Source organism: Legionella quateirensis (assembly GCF_001467955.1).
Lineage (GTDB): Bacteria > Pseudomonadota > Gammaproteobacteria > Legionellales > Legionellaceae > Legionella > Legionella quateirensis.
Map to the genome: position 1 here is coordinate 398,888 of NZ_LNYR01000034.1, position 17,031 is coordinate 415,918.

The window sequence follows — 17,031 nt, forward strand, 5'->3', positions numbered from 1 at the left end:
CCATAGCCCACCTTGACTCATTATTGACGGCTATGCAAAAAGTCAATGAGTGAAGTAGGGTATGGGCTAGATTTCACTAAATCTCGGCAAGGTTACCTTTAGTTTCCAGCCAGATTTTTCTATCTCCAGCCCGTTTTTTATTAAGCATCATATCCATTACTGCTTCTGTTGACTCTTCGTCATCCAGAGTGAGTTGTACCAGCCGACGAGTATTGGGATCCATCGTCGTTTCCCTTAATTGAATGGGGTTCATTTCTCCCAGTCCTTTAAATCGCTGGACATTTACTTTTGCCCTGGACGTTTGGTTCAGATGATTGATAATTCGGGATTTCTCTTCGTCATCCAAAGCATAATGTACAATTTTACCTGAATCGATTCGATAAAGCGGGGGCATGGCAACAAAAACATGACCGGCTTTAACCAGTGGTTTGAAGTGGCGCAGGAACAGCGCGCATATTAAGGTGGCAATATGAGCTCCATCAGAATCCGCGTCAGCAAGAATACATAATTTTCCATATCGAAGACCGCTGAGATCATCAGAACCGGGATCTACGCCGATTGCGACTGATATGTCATGAATTTCCTGAGATGCCAACACTTGGGATGAATCTACTTCCCAGGAATTCAGGATCTTTCCACGTAACGGTAAAATTGCTTGAAAATCTTTGTTACGTGCCTGTTTTGCTGAACCACCTGCCGAATCTCCTTCTACTAAAAATAGCTCGGCCTGACTCAAATCAGTTTGCAAACAATCCGCCAGTTTTCCTGGCAGGGCAGGGCCCTGACTGACTCGTTTTCTAGCAACCTGTTTGGCTTGTTTCAAGCGTTTTTGCGCGCGCTCTATTGCCAGAGTTGCTATTGCCTCACCCTGATTGCGATGTTGATTCAGCCAGAGAGAAAAAGCATCTTTGATGACGTTGGTAACAAAAGCAGACGTTTGGCGAGAGCTTAATCGCTCTTTTGTTTGTCCTGCAAACTGCGGTTCTTTCATTTTGACAGACAAAACGTATTGGCAAGGTTCCCAAAGATCATCTGCAGTAAGTTTTACGCCACGGGGCAAGAGATTTCTTAATTCACAAAATTCGGCCATTGCATCAAATAAACCGGAACGCAAACCATTCACATGGGTTCCGCCCTGAACCGTTGGTATCAAATTTACATAACTCTCATTCAATGTACTGTTAGCTGCATCTGACCAGACGAGTGCCCAGTCAACAGTTGCTTCATCGCTCTTAAATTCACCTGCAAAGGGTTCTTCGGGTAAATAATCATCAGGCAAGGTTTGGCTTAAGTAATCGGTTAATCCATGTTCGTAACACCAATGAGTTTCTTCGTTGGTTGCCTTGTTAATGAAGGTCATGGAAAGGCCGGTACATAATACCGCTTTTGCTCTTAAGACATGAGTAAGATGTTTTAAAGAGATTTTAGTCGTGTCAAAATATTTAGCATTGGGCCAGAAACGGATAATGGTACCTGTATCTCTTTTTTTAGTTACTCCTGTTTCATTGAGTTCACAGACTTTGTCGCCATTGGCAAAAGACATTTGATAGATAATTCCATTTCGTTTAATGGTTACATCAAGTCGTTCGGATAATGCATTAACAACAGATACCCCCACTCCATGCAGTCCACCGGAAAAACTGTAGTTTTTATCAGAGAATTTTCCGCCAGCATGTAATCGTGTCATGATGACTTCGACACCACTGAGCCCCAATTGAGGATGCAGATCAACAGGCATTCCTCGTCCATTATCTTCGACTTCAACTGAGCCGTCTTCATGAAGTGTGACTGTGATATGGCTGGCAAAGCCTGCAAGTACTTCATCCACGCTATTATCGATGACTTCCTGAGCCAAATGATTAGGACGTGTTGTGTCGGTATACATACCCGGACGTCGTTGAACAGGCTCAAGACCACTTAAGACCTCAATCGCTTCCGCAGTGTAGTTTTCAGACATAGGTATTCACTCAAATTTAAACTAGGACTATTTTAGCATACATCATTCGTGAACAGGGTGGGATAGGTTCAAATTGAAAAAAAAAACTGACTCGTTGTTTTAAAAACTCTGTGAAAAACGTCATCCTGCACTCTATTGGGGATGACGTTTTCCCGAGTTATTCAGAAGTGATGAGCCAGTCAGGTAACTCGTTTATCTACTATAATGAAAACGAGTTTCGAACGATGTCTGTTGTTCGGTTGACGAGAGGCTGTTTGAGACCGTCAGAATAACCGGTTAAATCAAGGCCAGGAGTAAAAAACTTGAACTATAAATTAATCTATTTGTTAAGTGGTTTATTTCTTGTAACAGCATGTCCGCTAACAGCATCTGAAGTAAATAAACCCATTGAGTTAATTATCAAGAAATACCCTGTTGAGGTGAATGGTAAGGCAAGTGAGTTATTTCGAATTGAACAACCTGACGGTACCTGGGGATTTCAGGGGATAAAAGGTCAATGGTTTGATGCCATAGTAAAAAATACCTCCGATAAACCTACCGTCATTCATTGGCATGGTTTGATTGTACCTAATGATCAGGATGGCGTTCCTTACGTAACACAACCCCCAGTTCCTGCAGGAGGATCCTATCATTATCGTTTTAAACTAAAACAATCGGGGACTTACTGGATGCATTCGCATTATGATTTGCAAGAGCAAAAATTTTTATCAGCTCCCTTTATTCTGCTCGATCCACAGGAGAAAAAAGCAGATAAGGATGTCATTTTTATGGTTGGAGATTTTAGCTTTAAAAGCCCTGAAATGATTTTAGCATCATTAAAAAAAGGTACTAAAATGCCTATGAACAAGACTCAGGACAGTATGACTATGTCGCATACCATGGATAAAAGCATGGATGGTTCAAAACCTGATTTGAATGATGTGACTTATGATGCGTTTCTTACGAATTATAAAACTCTGAAAAACCCGGAAATCGTGCATGTAAAACCCGGTGATTCAGTGCGCTTACGTATTATAGCCGGATCTTCAATGACCAATTTTTATATCAATACTGGCACATTGTCGGGCCAGGCAATTGCGGTTGATGGTCAGAATATTAAACCCTTTGAAGACAAACAGTTTCAAATTGCCGTAGGACAACGCATTGATCTGATGCTTAAAATACCTGATGAGGGAGGCGCATTCCCTATTTTGGCTCAAGGCGAAGGGACTTCAATGCAAACAGGTCTTATTTTGGCCACTGATAATGCTCAAATTGTTCTGCCAAAAGAACAGGCATCATCTGCATCCGGCGCTTTCAATTATGATCAGGAATTAAAGCTCGAGGCGGTTTCGCCTCTTTTGCCTAAAACTCCAGAACTCATACTTACCGTAACACTGGATGGTGATATGGTGAAGTACATCTGGACATTGAATAAACAGGCATGGCCGGATATAAAACCACTGGAGGTTTCCCTCAATAAACGGGTGGAAATGGTGTTTATTAATAATACATCAATGGCTCATCCCATGCATTTGCATGGCCACCTGTTTGAAGTTACCGAAATCGATGGTAAGTCCTTAAAGAATGGAGCCATGCGAGATACCGTACTTGTTTTACCAAAATCAACAGTAAAAATACAATTTGATACGGATAATCCGGGCAACTGGATGTTACATTGTCACATGCTCTATCATCAGGCTACGGGTATGATGACCTTTATGAATTATAAAGAAGTTAAAATTCCGAATCTGAGTACTATTAAACAAATGGAATAAACTTCTCCTTTATAGCTCAATCTTTGTTGCATGAAACTGTTACCAAGTAACCTTTTGAGTTACAATATGCACAAAAATATGAGGTTATTATGAAAGATATATCCATGAGTCGTGCTAAAGCGGAAGAGTTGTATCAGAATGGAATATCTCAACTGGCTAACGTTAAAGAACTAGATGGGACAGAAGTGATAAAGGCGATTAGCCACTTTCATCATTTAATTTCTATCATCGAGGCGATAGAAATCAAGAGTCGCATCAGTAGAGATTACACCCTTCTGGGTATGGCAAATATTGGATTGGCTCGTGCCTATGGGCATGTTACTCTGGGTATTAAAGAGGGTGATCTCGAATCTCGGTTTTATCGTGGGATTAAGTTTTTAGAACAAGCAGCAGATGCAGATGAGCATCAAAAAGAGCGAAATAGACACCTCTCTCCCCATCTTAAGCTGTCGATGTTAAATGGCCAACTGAAGGTACAGGAAGAACCGGAGCAAATGGAACGAGTTTGTCGGATTTGAACTCGTTCCAAGCTGTATTTTGATGGGGTTTTGATCCAGAGGTATGCTCATAGTATACATGATATACTTCGTTTGTTTCATGTGTATTACGACCTGCCTCTGAACTTTCCTTAGGAAAATTTTAAACCGAGTTGATTCTGATCATCCAACCAGTCAAGTTCTTGCATTACTTCACGGCTTCGATTATTTGTGCTTTGAGCATGAGTTACTATTTGATCAAAGGTCATATCTTTCTTAATTTGAGAGTAAGCAAATAAAGAATACAGACCCAGCCATGCCTTATTATCTTTATCCAGCCGTTTTTTATATTCAGTGAGGAAGATTTCTTTCGCTTCTTCTTTTGAATCCGGGCAATAGCGCATGGGCTTCCATGAGTCATGATTTGAACGAACAACTATATTCCCAGGATGTTCGGTAGGTTGGGAATACAGGCATGAGGGATTGGAGTAATCATGATTTTTGACCACATGGGAAATCAGATTGGCAATTACTTCTGATCCTTTGGCGCTGGGCTCAATTTGACTTCGGTAATAACGGGTATCCCGGTGATCCATAGAGCTTGCCATATCGATGATGGGGATGTTCTGTTCTTTAGCGTAGTTCAGTATGGGCGCATAAACTGTTTGCATCAAATGATGTAATTCATCAACGGCTTTGTGGGACGCTTTATTGGATTTGCCCCATAAATAATAGTTCAGTATGTTCATATAGGATAACGACTGATCATTTCGTAATAAATTCATCAAGGTATAGATACCGTATAAATCCTGTGTTGAATCTGGTGTATATTGGAGCATAATTATTGGTGAGGCATTGGGCTGAATGGTTTTTAATTTATTTAAAATTTCCAAATATCTCTGCTGAATTCCAGTAATAATCGATTTTAATTGTATTCTTCGGGTTTCCGGACTTTGATTGGCAAGAACTATGAGGTTTTCCCTTAAATCATTACCGCCAACACTAAGGATAATATGAGAAGCATTGTCTATTTTTTTCAGTTCACTCAATGGGTAATATTGAGTATGTTGATGATATGGAGAACGAACCGCTTTGTCTCTGAACGCTCCTGAAAGTACATCCCGTGTTGTAAATCCATCGCAGGATAGGTCAATAATTTGGCCAGTTTTCTGAAATTTCTGCTTTAATTTGCCTGCTACGGTATCCTCTTCACTATCTACCCAATCAATGTTATCCAGGGTTGAGTCGCCAAGAAGTACTATGTTCTGGTGATCTGACGGCATGACCTTCTATCCTTTGTAAACTAATTAAGCATAGTATATCGCGAAAATAGTGTATATAAATTAAAAACGGATATTTTAATTATAGCTTTTTGGATTCTTTATTAAAATTGATGACCTGGTGTTAGCCTTATCCGGTAAAAAAAGACCAGAACATAACTATAAGTCATTGAGATATGAACTAAAGTTACTTTTAGATTTGCCCCTTGAGTTGCCAGTTAAACCGATCTCTTGGTACAGTGTAAGATTATGACTTTGTGACTTGTCCCATGCAAAATACTGCTGAAATTAATCACTTAACAGTTGCTTTTCAAAGCCCAGCCAAAACAGTCATGGCTCTGGATAAAGTCAGTTTCAATTTAAATCCGGGCGAAACACTGGTGTTACTGGGAGAATCTGGATGCGGTAAATCGCTCACTTCATTGGCCTTAATGCGTCTTTTACCCAAGTCGGGGGTGTATGGAGCAGACAGTCAGATTAGTGTCAATGGTGAAGATATATTAAATTTGCCTGAACACATGATGAGGCAATTAAGAGGCCGTCGACTTGCCATGATTTTTCAGGAACCGATGACCGCTTTAAATCCAGTAATGACTATTGGGGAGCAGATTTCAGAGGTTTTAATAAGACATAATAATCTGAAATCTCATGAGGTTAATGAAGCGTTGATGTCATTATTGACTGAAGTCGAAATGCCACAACCACATAATCGAATTCATCAATATCCTCATCAATTATCAGGTGGACAAAAGCAGCGGGTAGTAATTGCCATGGCTTTGGCATGCAACCCTGATATTTTAATCGCGGATGAGCCGACTACTGCCCTCGATGTCACCATACAGGCCCAGATTTTGGCTTTATTAAAAAAGTTACAAAAGAAACATCAGATGAGCTTGTTATTAATTACTCATGACTTGGGAGTGGCCAAGGCAATGGCTGATCGCGTGTGCGTGATGTATGCGGGGCAAGTGGTAGAACAGGCTCGGGTCACTGATTTTTTTACTCAAATAAGACATCCTTATGTTCAGCAACTGATGGCTTCTTTACCTTCATTTGCTAAAAGAGAGGAAAAATTATCCATTATTACGGGTAGTGTCCCAACTTTGGATGCTTTGCCTTCCGGATGCAGATTTCATCCTCGTTGTATTTACGCATTTGATCGATGCAGTAATGACGAACCTCAATTACAGGAAATTGAACATCGAGTTTTAAGATGTCATTTGTATCCTGATTTTAAACAGTTACCCCAGTTGGAAAAAGACAGAATAATTTGGAACGTTTCAGACGAAAAGGCTGAAACTATTTTTGCAGTGAATAATTTATCGGTTCAATTTATTCATAGAAAAGGACTCTTCAGTCGAAATAAGACAGTGTTTAAGGCTGTTGATGGGCTCAGTTTCAAACTTCAACAAGGTAAAACATTGGCACTGGTAGGAGAGTCAGGTTGCGGAAAAACAACTGCAAGCCGTGCATTATTGCGTTTGATACCCGTCGCTGGAGGAGAAATCAATTACAAGGATATGGATGTTCTTGCCCTGGGCGGCAGCGCATTAAGACGTTATAGAAAAAAAGTACAAATTATATTTCAGGATCCATTTTCTTCCATGAATCCGCGGATGACTGTTGGTGAAATTATTGCCGAAGGCATGCATGCTCAGGGTATGAAATCCTCTTTAATTATCCGAAGACAAAAGCAATTGATTCATCAGGTGAATTTACCCAGTACCAGTTTACACCGTTATCCTCATCAGTTTTCAGGAGGACAGAGACAGCGTATCTGTATTGCCAGGGCCTTGGCTACAGAGCCTGATGTATTGATTTGCGATGAGCCTACCAGTGCTTTGGATGTGTCTGTACAAGCTCAAATTCTGAATTTATTGAAGGAGTTACAACAGGAAACAGGTATCTCCTATCTGTTTATTACGCACAATATGGGGGTTGTGTCCTATATTGCAGATGATGTTTTAGTAATGAAAGATGGTTTAGCGGTAGAATATGGACACTGTGCAAATATTTTAAAACACCCTAAACATCCTTATACCCAGCAGTTATTAAATGCAGTTTTAGATGTAGTTTAAGTCTCTTCAGGTTTTCTTAAGCATTAATGTGCTATATTTTGAGCAATAAATAGATCATGATGCGAAAAGTCTGAGTTTGGGGAGATGTTGTTGCATGAAGAGCGCTATAGATAAATTATTATCCAGGAACGTTACTGAGTTCGTTGAACAATTAGAAACTCTAAGTCAACAAGACAAAACATTATCAGATGATTTAAAGTTCACTATTAAAATTTTAATTTCATTTGGAAAAGAAGCAACCGAAGATCAATTTGAGTTGTTACAGGAATTAAAAGAAAATCTCAAAATACATCGAGTTTTATTGCGAGATATTGCTGGCCTCTTTGATTATCCTCCTTATCCCGATTTAGAAGAATTTACCAAACAACTCCATAAAAACTCCCTGCAACTTCAGTCCTATATTGATTCTTTTGATAAAGATCCAAAAGCGGGTCGTGACCCTAAAGTGAGCAAAGGAAAAGTCTCTCAATTAACTGATGAAATTTTTGAAGAACAATTTGATACTTCCAAATTGAGTCGTGTTGTTGCAAATATCCAAAATCTAAGAGATGGTTCAGTACTGTCGTCATCAAAGCAGTTACATCTTGTTCAACAGGTAATCTACATTAATGCTATAGGTCGTGAGTGTCCTTTAAATGTTAAAAACAGATCCTATTCAAATTTAACTACCTTGAGCAGAATGCAGTTGCGTCAATTATCTGATTTGTTTATTGAGCGGGTAAACGATCCTTTATTGGGTGCTCAAGAACGCGTTAAATCCCAATTAAATTTGATTGCAGTGATGAGGGAACAATATTTTCGTTGTACTGGTGTGTTCCTGAATTCTACTCAAATTGTCAGCGTTTTATTGACGTTAAATCAGTTGCAGCATAATCGCTGTGTTGAACTGCCTCCAGATGAAAATTTAAAAGATACCAAAGCCTTCCTAGCGGCTTTGCAATGGGTGTTTACTCAGGATAATAATAAAACGGGAGTAAATAAAGATTTGCTCGTTAAAGAGTTTAAGCCCACTGAAGTAAAAGATTTTTTTACGTTTCTTGGTGTGCCAGCGAAAGATCTGAATGAATCTCAAGCCGATGATCTGATCACCGAAGGAGTATTTAAACCTGAAATAGTCGGTTTGAGTAAAAAAGTGGATGTGGAGTTAGCGTTCCGTGTTCCTTCGCATCACCGTGTTCCTCATCCGGAACCTGTTTCAGAACATTTGATACACAATCTGGATTATTTACAGAAGATCCACCTTGCAGTCAATATGGCAAAACCTGGACAGCCTATTGTGTTGATCGCCAAGAATGCCGAGCATGCTTTAGCTTTAAATAAGCAATTAATTGAATATTTTAAAAGTGCTGGTAATTCATATGAGATAAAGGCTTTTACAGGCTCCGAGCCTGCTGAACGAAGACATCAATGGTTTAGGGATACTACAGCCAAGATTCCCAGGATCGCTGTTACCGTTCCTTATCTTGCCAATAGTGACGAATTTAAGTCAGCACATACCAATGGGTGTGTTGCTATTCAATCCTATTTACATAAACCAGGTGAGACACGAAAAATTATTGAAAAGCTTTCAGGTTTTGGAGCACCAAGTAGATTTTATGCGATTCATGAAGAAAATGGCATTGTTTCTTCTCTGCACAGTTCTTTAAAATCAAATCAGGATAAAGTAAATCTATTAAAAGCGGTACATGAGAATCGCAGGAACAGGAATCAGGAAAAGGCAATCGAGCAGTATTATGTTCAATCAGTGACCACCATCCAAAGAGTCATATTGGAGCAATTTGATCATTGGCAAGAATTATTGCACCTGATACATCCGCGCACGGAATGGAAACAATTGGATTCAGAGCTATTACTTGTTCAACAGGATTTAATTAAGAAACTCGAATTACAATGGAAGCAGATTTTAAAGGAGACTGATCCTGAGCGCGTCTATTCCAATCCCTATGTTCGACGTTCTTCCAGTAAAGAACTGGATACACTAACTTTAGATAAGGCTTTGCGTGATTATGAGCTCAAAGTTGAGAATATCTGGACAAACACTCAACGCAAACTTAAAGAAAAAACTACGGGCAGATTAATTCCAGATTCAGTTAATGCATTACGTACAGTATATCTTGAGCAAGTAAAGTTAAGTGAACAATTGAAACTTAATAAATTAGCTACCCGCGAGAATATTAAAATCACCCAGCATGAACAAAGAAAAGCGAATCGGATGGTCAAATCAGCGCTAGATGTTAATGGTGCGATGCTTAAATATTCTGAAGGCAATGTCAGACAATACAGACAACCTTTTATTCAATATCAGATCAGCTTACTCGCAAAAGATATTATTAATAACATAAATCAATCTTCGTTAAGCTCTAATATCAAAAAGGCATTGATTGATCGGACAAATAATGCAGAAAATTTACTTTCTCTTGAGTTGATTTTGATTGATTACGAAGGGCGATGGTTAAGTGCGGAACATAATTCTGAGAAATACCGTATGCAGCCTGTAATCAATGAATTAGTACGGGTACATCAGCAATCGGGTGTCGAACTGAACCCTGAGCTTCAGACCATTAAAGACATTTACCTTGATAATGTAGTTAATGATGTAGTTCAAAAATTGGAAGATTCACTTTCCTGGGCAAAAAAGGAAAATAGAGGATTCTGGTATCTTTTGGAACGTTCTGCAGCTACACGTGCTGCCGATGATTTGCTACTTGCTATCGAAGGGATAAAACTCTCAACTGATCCCTTATTGCAAAAATCAGCATTAAAAAATCTGTTTAAAAAATTAAGTCAACATCAAGCCCAACTCGATGGCTTGTGGTTATTTTCATTTGGCCATAAGAATATCCGAGATACAATTAATCAGACATTGAACACTTTGAATGAATTAACTGTCATTGGTAGTGGTAAGGATGAGCTGGATCTTGGTTTTATAAATGAGTGCAAAGAGGAAGCGCACAGTGAGGTAGTAAAACACAAATTCAGAACAATTTTAAAACAATTGGAAGATCGAAATAGTCCATGGTTAAAAGAAAATAAAGATTGGCAGGAAGTGACTCAGAAACTTAAAGTGATTCAAGGTGAAAATCCCTCACTTTTTGCTCTGGATGAAATGCACCATCTTGTTAGTTTGAAGTGTAATGAATTCAGTCAAAGCAAATCAAAAATTGTTGATCCTCTGATCCATTTAAGAGGAACTTTACGTAGTCTTTGGAATGATGTGTCACAAAAGCATCATGACTTGTTGGATGAGTCACAACATTTTGCGATTAAAGAAGAACAGATTAAAAAAGATCTTGATGGCGTCGCTGGATTTAAAACCAATCAGGTTGAGTTAATCGTAGGAAGCAATGGAAGCACAGAATATTATGATTTGATTATCAGGGGATCAGGAACACTTCCATTATTAGATAATTTTACTCGATATAATTCACAAATAAAGGCGATGATTAATGATCAAGCTCAGTTAAAAAAACAACTTGAGTTACCCTTATCCAAACATTCAGCTTTTAAACAATTGCGTGATGAACAGCTTAAATTAATTCAGGAAGGTAAAGGGGAGCAAGTCAATGTTGCGCTATTTCCTCAAACCTATCAGAGCAATATAGGAGCAATTCTTGAGTTACAATCCTATGTTTCTGGAGCAATGCCAGAGAATATAACTGATTTTCCGGAAGACATTCAGAATCATTTTTTTGATAGAGAGCTTGTTAACTCAATGGATTTTTCCAAATTTTTGGATAGAACGGTGGTCGACCCAACAGAGATTCAGCGTGTGTTGGAACATTTAAGTACGATAAAAGATTCTCATTTAAGATCCGACTTAATCGGGTTGTATAAAAAAATTCACCCAGATAATGTAGAGCCGCCAAAATCAAGATGGTCACCCAAAACATGGATATCCGGTATTGCTTCATTTATCGTCAATCCGTTTAAATTGGGAGAGACAGAACACGATTTGGCCTATCAATTATCAGAATTCACACGTAGATCTAATAATCTTCTATCCCAGTTTTTATCTATGGATATTCAAAAGCGAATGACCACTTTAACTACTGGATTAGAATCTCAAATTGATGAAGAAGCTAAAAAGATTGATGCATTACATGAGAAAATTCAATTCATTAGTGAATGTATTGCCGATGAAAAGAATAAAGGTGGAGTATTTATTCGTCGATTTACTTCTATCAGCCAACTTTATGATTTTGAAAGTAATTTAAGACAGTATAAAGCAGAGAATCCTAAACTAAACGTAGAGGATGAAGTTAAAGCTGCCGGGGAAGATTTCGAATCTGATGTATTTTTGGAATTGGATGATGACGAATTGAATCCTGAACATCAACAGTCTGCATTGAAGTTGTAATTTGAGAGACTGTTAGCATGTGCTCTATGACTCCATCTTGGGGCGCCTTGTCTCCTGAGGTTAGGCGCTGTGACGCATTAAGAGGCGGTATAGCGCTTGTGCGTGGCCGAACACGTCGAATAAAATAAATCCTTATAAACCTGGTGTCACCTGACGGATCTTCTGCATCAACTTCCAGCCTTGAATCACTAATTTCTTTAACACTATTTATGAAATAACTCGCTACTCAGGATTAACCTTGAATATGGTGTTAATGCAAACTAAACTGTAATGGGTTGTTTTATAAACAAATGGGTATTTATATGCGCAGTCGTGATGAGAGGACAGGTTATAAAAATGGTGCTGAAATCAGGTTTTTTTCTCAGCAGCGTCCTACACAAACAAAAATGCAAGAATTATCACCAGATGTGATTGCCGTTATTGGCGGCGGAGTTTCTGGTTTGTTTGCTGCTCGTGAATTGCTTAAAAATGGGCACACAGTTGTTATCATTGAAGCTCAAGATAGACTTGGAGGTAGAGTTTATCCTGTTAAAGTACCTACAAAAGATGGAACTGTAGAATTACAGTTAGGCGCCAATTTTATGCATAATACAGGTACCGAAACACCAAATATGCTTATTTCTGAATTAGATCCTCAAATTGATTTTTCAACACCTGAAACAAGTCTGAATAAATTAGGTCAACCTGTTCAGCTTGAGTCGGGTGAAGTGTGCATCATAACTGAAGATGGCAGATCTTTTAAAAAGGCCTATGGTGAAATGGAATATGGTTGTTCGCTTGATAAGGTAAGTCAATATGACAGGAGCAACGATTTTGGTCTTTATGGCGGATATGAAAATTTCTTTTTGTACGATGGGTTTACATCCATGTTGGAGCGGCTCCAGGATGAATTAAATGCATGCGAGCAATGCACTATTTTTACTGGCACCAGAGTAGAATCAGTCGAATATTTAGAAGCGGATCGAACGCATGTCATAGGTACTAATCTTGGCTCCATAACTTGCCAACAGATTGTCTGTGCTTTACCTATCGGAGTACTGCAACATAGGGCTGTACAATTTACTCCAAAATTGCCAGATGCTATTGATGCGGTTAATTCAGGGAGTGCCGCACGAATTGTGATCCAATTTGAAGATGCGTTGATCAATCCTAAATATTCGCATATTGCGTTACATGATAAAGAAACCAACACCATTTTAAGGATATTAAATGTTGATCATTATAGGCCATCACAAACACCTAGTAATTGCCTTGTAGTAACTTATGTGCCTCTACCTGGTAATGAAGAGAAACTAACACCTGAACTTGTTTTAGAAAAGGTTAAAATTGGTTTAAAAAATCAATATCAAGATAAAGCTCATATCATAGAAGAAGGTACCATTATTGTGGAACAAAATTGGAGCCAAGATCAATATTGTATGGGTGGTTGGTCTAGCTTTAACAGAATGATTTCAAATGATACTGATGTGAACAATTGGTTTTCCGAGTTAGAAGAGTATGGTGAAAAATCCGGCTTGTATTTCGCAGGAGAACATATGTCCAAGGGTGAAAATGGCACCGTTCACGGTGCTGCTCTTTCAGGTATAGATGCTGCTCATCAGTTGGAAAAGGACTTACAAGCTCAGAAGACTATTTCTTCCTATAATGGATGAACCAAGTGTAAACGGAATTATTCGGAGTGCTATTAATCTTGACAAAAATTACAGGGCTGAACAGTAGCTTGTATTGCTTTTCAGGCCTGTACCGTACAGAGTTTACTTTTGCCGATTAATCAAAAAAATTAGAATAAAATCAAAGACTTTATCATTACTTGTCTGCAGTGATTCATTGACAGATTGCGCTTTATATTCAACTTGGTCGCTCCTCAGAAGCCCATTTAGGGTAAGGGAGAACTGCAATTTGATGAAGCGGAGTCGGTTGAAACCACCGAGCTTCCAAAAGAAGAAAATACTATTTCTATAACCTACACTAGAAAAAAGCCAGTACGACGTCCCTTACCTGAGCACTTACCTCGCGAAATGATCGAGCATGATATTGCAGACGACGAGAAACTCTGCGCATGTGGATGTATGAAGCAACGAATTGGAGAAGAAGTCACAGAGCAGTTAGAGTATGTTCCTGCCAAGCTTTCTGTTATTGCCCATGTTCGTCTATCGTAACCACCGGCCTGATAAAAAAATAGTCCTTTTTGACTACCAGCAAACTCGACAAGCTCAGTGGCCTAAGCAAATACTTAAGGATTTTAAAGGCTATCTGCAAACCGACGGGTATAAGGGATATGATTGGGTAGATGACCATCCGGATATTATCCATTTGGGGTGCTTTGCTCACGCTAGAAGGCCTTTTGCTTTAGGACGAAAAAACTGGCTATTCTCAGGGAGTCACAGAGGCGATCATGCCAGTGCTTTATTCTATAGCCTCATTGCAACAGCCAAGGCCAATGGCCTTAATCCCTTTGATTATCTAAAAACTCTGTTTAAAAACATCCGCTCTTGCAAAACAGCCGAAGACTATAGGGCTCTGTTGCCATTTAACCTAACAACCCCTAATTAACTACTTCATGTAATTCAAACCGTATTTCGCCGAACGAATACGTATCAAAGATAAAAGTGTTATCGATAAAATTTTATCTCATATAAATAAAAAGCCTGGGAATCAAGCCGCAGTCTTTAATACACTTACCATTCGGGGACCACCGGAGCACGTTTCACTGATAAAAGAGAATAGAACAGGTTAATTATTTTGAATACTGTCTTGCACAGTAGGAATACGTTCATCTTGAAAATCAAAATAGGTTAAAAAAGTGACTGATCCATGCTTTCACCATTTCAGTTTTAATCAATTTTCACGCAAATTACATCCAGAACCATTAAGTAACTACAAAAATTGACGACAGCTTTAGAAGCAAAAATTTAAATCGCGTTAAAAGATCCGTTTTATTTTTCTTATGTGCAGTATAATTACACAAATTAAACACTCCCTGGCTTCTTTGGCTCATCCATAGATTTCATAGATTTAATTAATGCGGCATTGTCTTTTTTCCCTTTCTCATTTAGGACGGCACCAACAGCAAATATCCCTAGAGCAGAGGTAAGAGGACCAGCGGCGGGTAATAGCCCCACGCCAGTAGACGCCATAAAAATACTTACTCCCAGAATTATTGCAGCCAAACCCATCATTAATTTACCTAGCAACTGCATCCCTGGTGATGGTATTTTAGCGATATCGTTGGCAAAATTTTGATAGTCTATTGCGGCATACTGATTTTCTGGATTTTTGATAAGCTTTCTGGTCTTTATTAGTACCATTGTCAGCTTGGGTGTTGATTCCTGGTTAGCAATGAACAATTTTTCGCACTGCTTTAGAATATCCCCAACCGCGCCTTTCTTATTTTGATCCTTAAAATCATCAGATGATGCTTTTAATTTTAGAAAGGCCTTCAGGAAAGGTTTTAAATCTGCGTGCGCATATTCAAGTGCCAGGCCATGTTGCTTAACGGCCTCAAGGACAACTTCTTTATCTTTTGTTAAAACTGCGTGCGCAAGGTGAAGTGCCAGGCCATCTTGCTTAACGGCCTCAAGGACAACGTCTTTATCTTTTTTTAAATCTGCGTGCGCATATTGAAGTGCCAGGCCATGTTGCTTAACGGCCTCAAGGACAACGTCTTTATCTTTTTTTAAATCTCGGTGCGCAAATTGAAGTGCCCGGCCATCTTGCTTAACGGCCTCAAGGACAACGTCTTTATCTTTTGTTAAAACTGCGTGCGCAAGGTGAAGTGCCCGGCCATCTTGCTTAACGGCCTCAAGGACAACGTCTTTATCTTTTGTTAAATCTGCGTGCGCATATTGAAGTGCCAGGCCATGTTGCTTAACGGCCTCAAGGACAACGTCTTTATCTTTTTTTAAATCTGCGTGCGCAAGGTGAAGTGCCCGGCCATCTTGCTTAACGGCCTCAAGGACAACGTCTTTATCTTTTTTTAAATCTGCGTGCGCATATTGAAGTGCCAGGCCATCTTGCTTAACGGCCTCAAGGACAAATTTCTTGTCATTTTGTAAATCTGTGTGTGCAAATTGAATTGCCAGGCCATATGTCTTAACGGCCTCAAGAACAACGTCTTTATCTTTTTGTAAATCTGCGTGTGCAAATTGAATTGCCAGGCCATTTTGCTTAACGGCCTCAAGGACAACTTCTTTATCTTTTTGTAAATCTGCGTGCGCATAGAAAATTGCCCAGCCATGTTGCTTAACGGCCTCAAGAACAAAGTCTTTATCTTTTTTTAAATCTGCGTGCGCAAATTGAAGTGCCAGGCCATCTTGCTTAACGGCCTCAAAGACAACTTCTTTATCTTTTTGTAAATCTGCGTGCGCAAATTGAAGTGCCCAGCCATGTTGCTTAACGGCCTCAAGGACAACTTCTTTATCTTTTTGTAAATCTGCGTGCGCATAGAAAAGTGCCAGGCCATTTTGCTTAACGGCCTCAAGGACATTCTCTTTGGTCGAATTAAAATTTATCATATTTCTTCCTATACGCTAATGAAAAAAATTTCCTGAATACAGCTTACTCTTAATTGTACTCAAAAAAGCCAATTAGATCAAATGAGGAGCGGAAGAGAGAATCAGAAGAGAGTCACTATTGTGGCATATTAGGGGTTCCTTGCAGGAAGGTACGGAATTTCCCAGAGCATGCCTACAACCCTTTACCAGCCTAGGCTGCAGACAATAAATTGATTTTTTCTTTAGATATCAAATTTTGTATAACCTCATGTAAAATAAGGCATTCTTTTTGTTGTAAAATTCATATATTCCAATCAGGGGTTCTAGCCCGGAACCGGCAAAATTTCCGGCTAATTTTTAGTCATGTACTGAATTTGCTGATCTAATAAGACTTTTATAGGCTACTGCTAAAAATAGACGAACATGGGCAATAACAGAAAGCTTGGCAGGAACATACTCTAACTGCTCTGTGACTTCTTCTCCAATTCGTTGCTTCATACATCCACATGCGCAGAGTTTCTCTTCGTCTGCAATATCATGCTCGATCACTTCACGAGGTAAGTGCTCAGGTAAGGGACGTCGTACTGGCTTTTTTCTAGTGTAGGTTATAGAAATAGTATTTTCTTCTTTTGG

General features: G+C 39.1%; 10 protein-coding genes and 3 pseudogenes. 9 read left to right on the top strand and 4 right to left on the bottom strand.

The features are described 5' to 3' along the window. Positions 1–76: 76 nt before the first annotated feature. The gene (gene parE / locus Lqua_RS13100; RefSeq protein ID WP_058474722.1) at positions 77–1,957 is read right to left on the bottom strand and encodes a DNA topoisomerase IV subunit B; all 1,881 of its coding nucleotides are present in this window, start codon (positions 1,955–1,957) and stop codon (positions 77–79) included. Between the two features lie 302 nt (positions 1,958–2,259). On the opposite strand from parE, the gene Lqua_RS13105 reads away from it, so the two are divergent. Both Lqua_RS13105 and Lqua_RS13110 read left to right on the top strand, forming a co-directional pair. Beyond that, positions 2,260–3,714, top strand: a complete 1,455-nt coding sequence (locus Lqua_RS13105; protein ID WP_058474723.1) for a multicopper oxidase family protein — start codon at positions 2,260–2,262, stop codon at positions 3,712–3,714. A gap of 89 nt (positions 3,715–3,803) precedes the next feature. Beyond that, complete coding sequence (locus Lqua_RS13110; protein ID WP_058474724.1) at positions 3,804–4,232, top strand: hypothetical protein; 429 nt, start codon at positions 3,804–3,806, stop codon at positions 4,230–4,232. 110 nt (positions 4,233–4,342) lie between these two features. Here the strand turns inward: Lqua_RS13110 and Lqua_RS13115 are convergent, their stop codons facing one another. Next, positions 4,343–5,473: an SGNH/GDSL hydrolase family protein gene (locus Lqua_RS13115; RefSeq protein ID WP_058474725.1), complete on the bottom strand. Its 1,131-nt coding sequence runs from the start codon at positions 5,471–5,473 to the stop codon at positions 4,343–4,345. Positions 5,474–5,739: 266 nt separating this feature from the next. Here Lqua_RS13115 and Lqua_RS13120 point away from each other — a divergent pair, with 266 nt between their 5' ends. The 7 genes and pseudogenes from Lqua_RS13120 to Lqua_RS19060 form a co-directional block, all read left to right on the top strand. Next, entirely contained in the window at positions 5,740–7,548 is a 1,809-nt protein-coding gene (locus Lqua_RS13120) for an ABC transporter ATP-binding protein (RefSeq protein ID WP_058474726.1), read from the top strand. A 94-nt stretch (positions 7,549–7,642) separates the two neighbouring features. Continuing rightward, positions 7,643–11,905: a rhoptry family protein gene (locus tag Lqua_RS13125; RefSeq protein WP_058474727.1), complete on the top strand. Its 4,263-nt coding sequence runs from the start codon at positions 7,643–7,645 to the stop codon at positions 11,903–11,905. A gap of 302 nt (positions 11,906–12,207) precedes the next feature. Further along, entirely contained in the window at positions 12,208–13,557 is a 1,350-nt protein-coding gene (locus Lqua_RS13130) for a flavin monoamine oxidase family protein (protein ID WP_058474728.1), read from the top strand. A 240-nt stretch (positions 13,558–13,797) separates the two neighbouring features. Beyond that, a pseudogene (locus tag Lqua_RS19050) lies at positions 13,798–13,917 on the top strand (hypothetical protein); the annotation flags it as partial. Between the two features lie 57 nt (positions 13,918–13,974). After that, positions 13,975–14,064, top strand: a complete 90-nt coding sequence (locus tag Lqua_RS18795; RefSeq protein WP_238585582.1) for an IS66 family transposase zinc-finger binding domain-containing protein — start codon at positions 13,975–13,977, stop codon at positions 14,062–14,064. Then, positions 14,048–14,251, top strand: a pseudogene (locus tag Lqua_RS19055) (IS66 family transposase); the annotation flags it as partial. The gene Lqua_RS18795 and the pseudogene Lqua_RS19055, both read left to right, overlap by 17 nt. A gap of 81 nt (positions 14,252–14,332) precedes the next feature. Next, a pseudogene (locus tag Lqua_RS19060) lies at positions 14,333–14,458 on the top strand (transposase domain-containing protein); the annotation flags it as partial. A 416-nt stretch (positions 14,459–14,874) separates the two neighbouring features. Here the strand turns inward: Lqua_RS19060 and Lqua_RS13140 are convergent. Together Lqua_RS13140 and Lqua_RS13145 are read right to left on the bottom strand one after the other, a co-directional pair. Further along, a complete protein-coding gene (locus Lqua_RS13140) occupies positions 14,875–16,419 on the bottom strand; it encodes a DUF4116 domain-containing protein (protein WP_058474730.1) in 1,545 nt (514 codons plus the stop codon). 336 nt (positions 16,420–16,755) lie between these two features. Continuing rightward, on the bottom strand, positions 16,756–17,031 hold a 276-nt coding region (locus Lqua_RS13145; RefSeq protein WP_058474731.1), incomplete at its 5' end, for an IS66 family transposase zinc-finger binding domain-containing protein.

What these genes read in the sequence shown, in the direction of transcription:
- Lqua_RS13120 (WP_058474726.1), top strand. Translation starts at nt 5,740, where the DNA reads ATGCAAAATACTGCTGAAATTAATCACTTAACAGTTGCTTTTCAAAGC.
- Lqua_RS18795 (WP_238585582.1), top strand. Translation starts at nt 13,975, where the DNA reads ATGAAGCAACGAATTGGAGAAGAAGTCACAGAGCAGTTAGAGTATGTT.
- Lqua_RS13115 (WP_058474725.1), bottom strand. Translation starts at nt 5,473, where the DNA reads ATGCCGTCAGATCACCAGAACATAGTACTTCTTGGCGACTCAACCCTG.
- Lqua_RS13130 (WP_058474728.1), top strand. Translation starts at nt 12,208, where the DNA reads ATGCGCAGTCGTGATGAGAGGACAGGTTATAAAAATGGTGCTGAAATC.
- Lqua_RS13125 (WP_058474727.1), top strand. Translation starts at nt 7,643, where the DNA reads ATGAAGAGCGCTATAGATAAATTATTATCCAGGAACGTTACTGAGTTC.
- Lqua_RS13140 (WP_058474730.1), bottom strand. Translation starts at nt 16,419, where the DNA reads ATGATAAATTTTAATTCGACCAAAGAGAATGTCCTTGAGGCCGTTAAG.
- parE (WP_058474722.1), bottom strand. Translation starts at nt 1,957, where the DNA reads ATGTCTGAAAACTACACTGCGGAAGCGATTGAGGTCTTAAGTGGTCTT.
- Lqua_RS13110 (WP_058474724.1), top strand. Translation starts at nt 3,804, where the DNA reads ATGAAAGATATATCCATGAGTCGTGCTAAAGCGGAAGAGTTGTATCAG.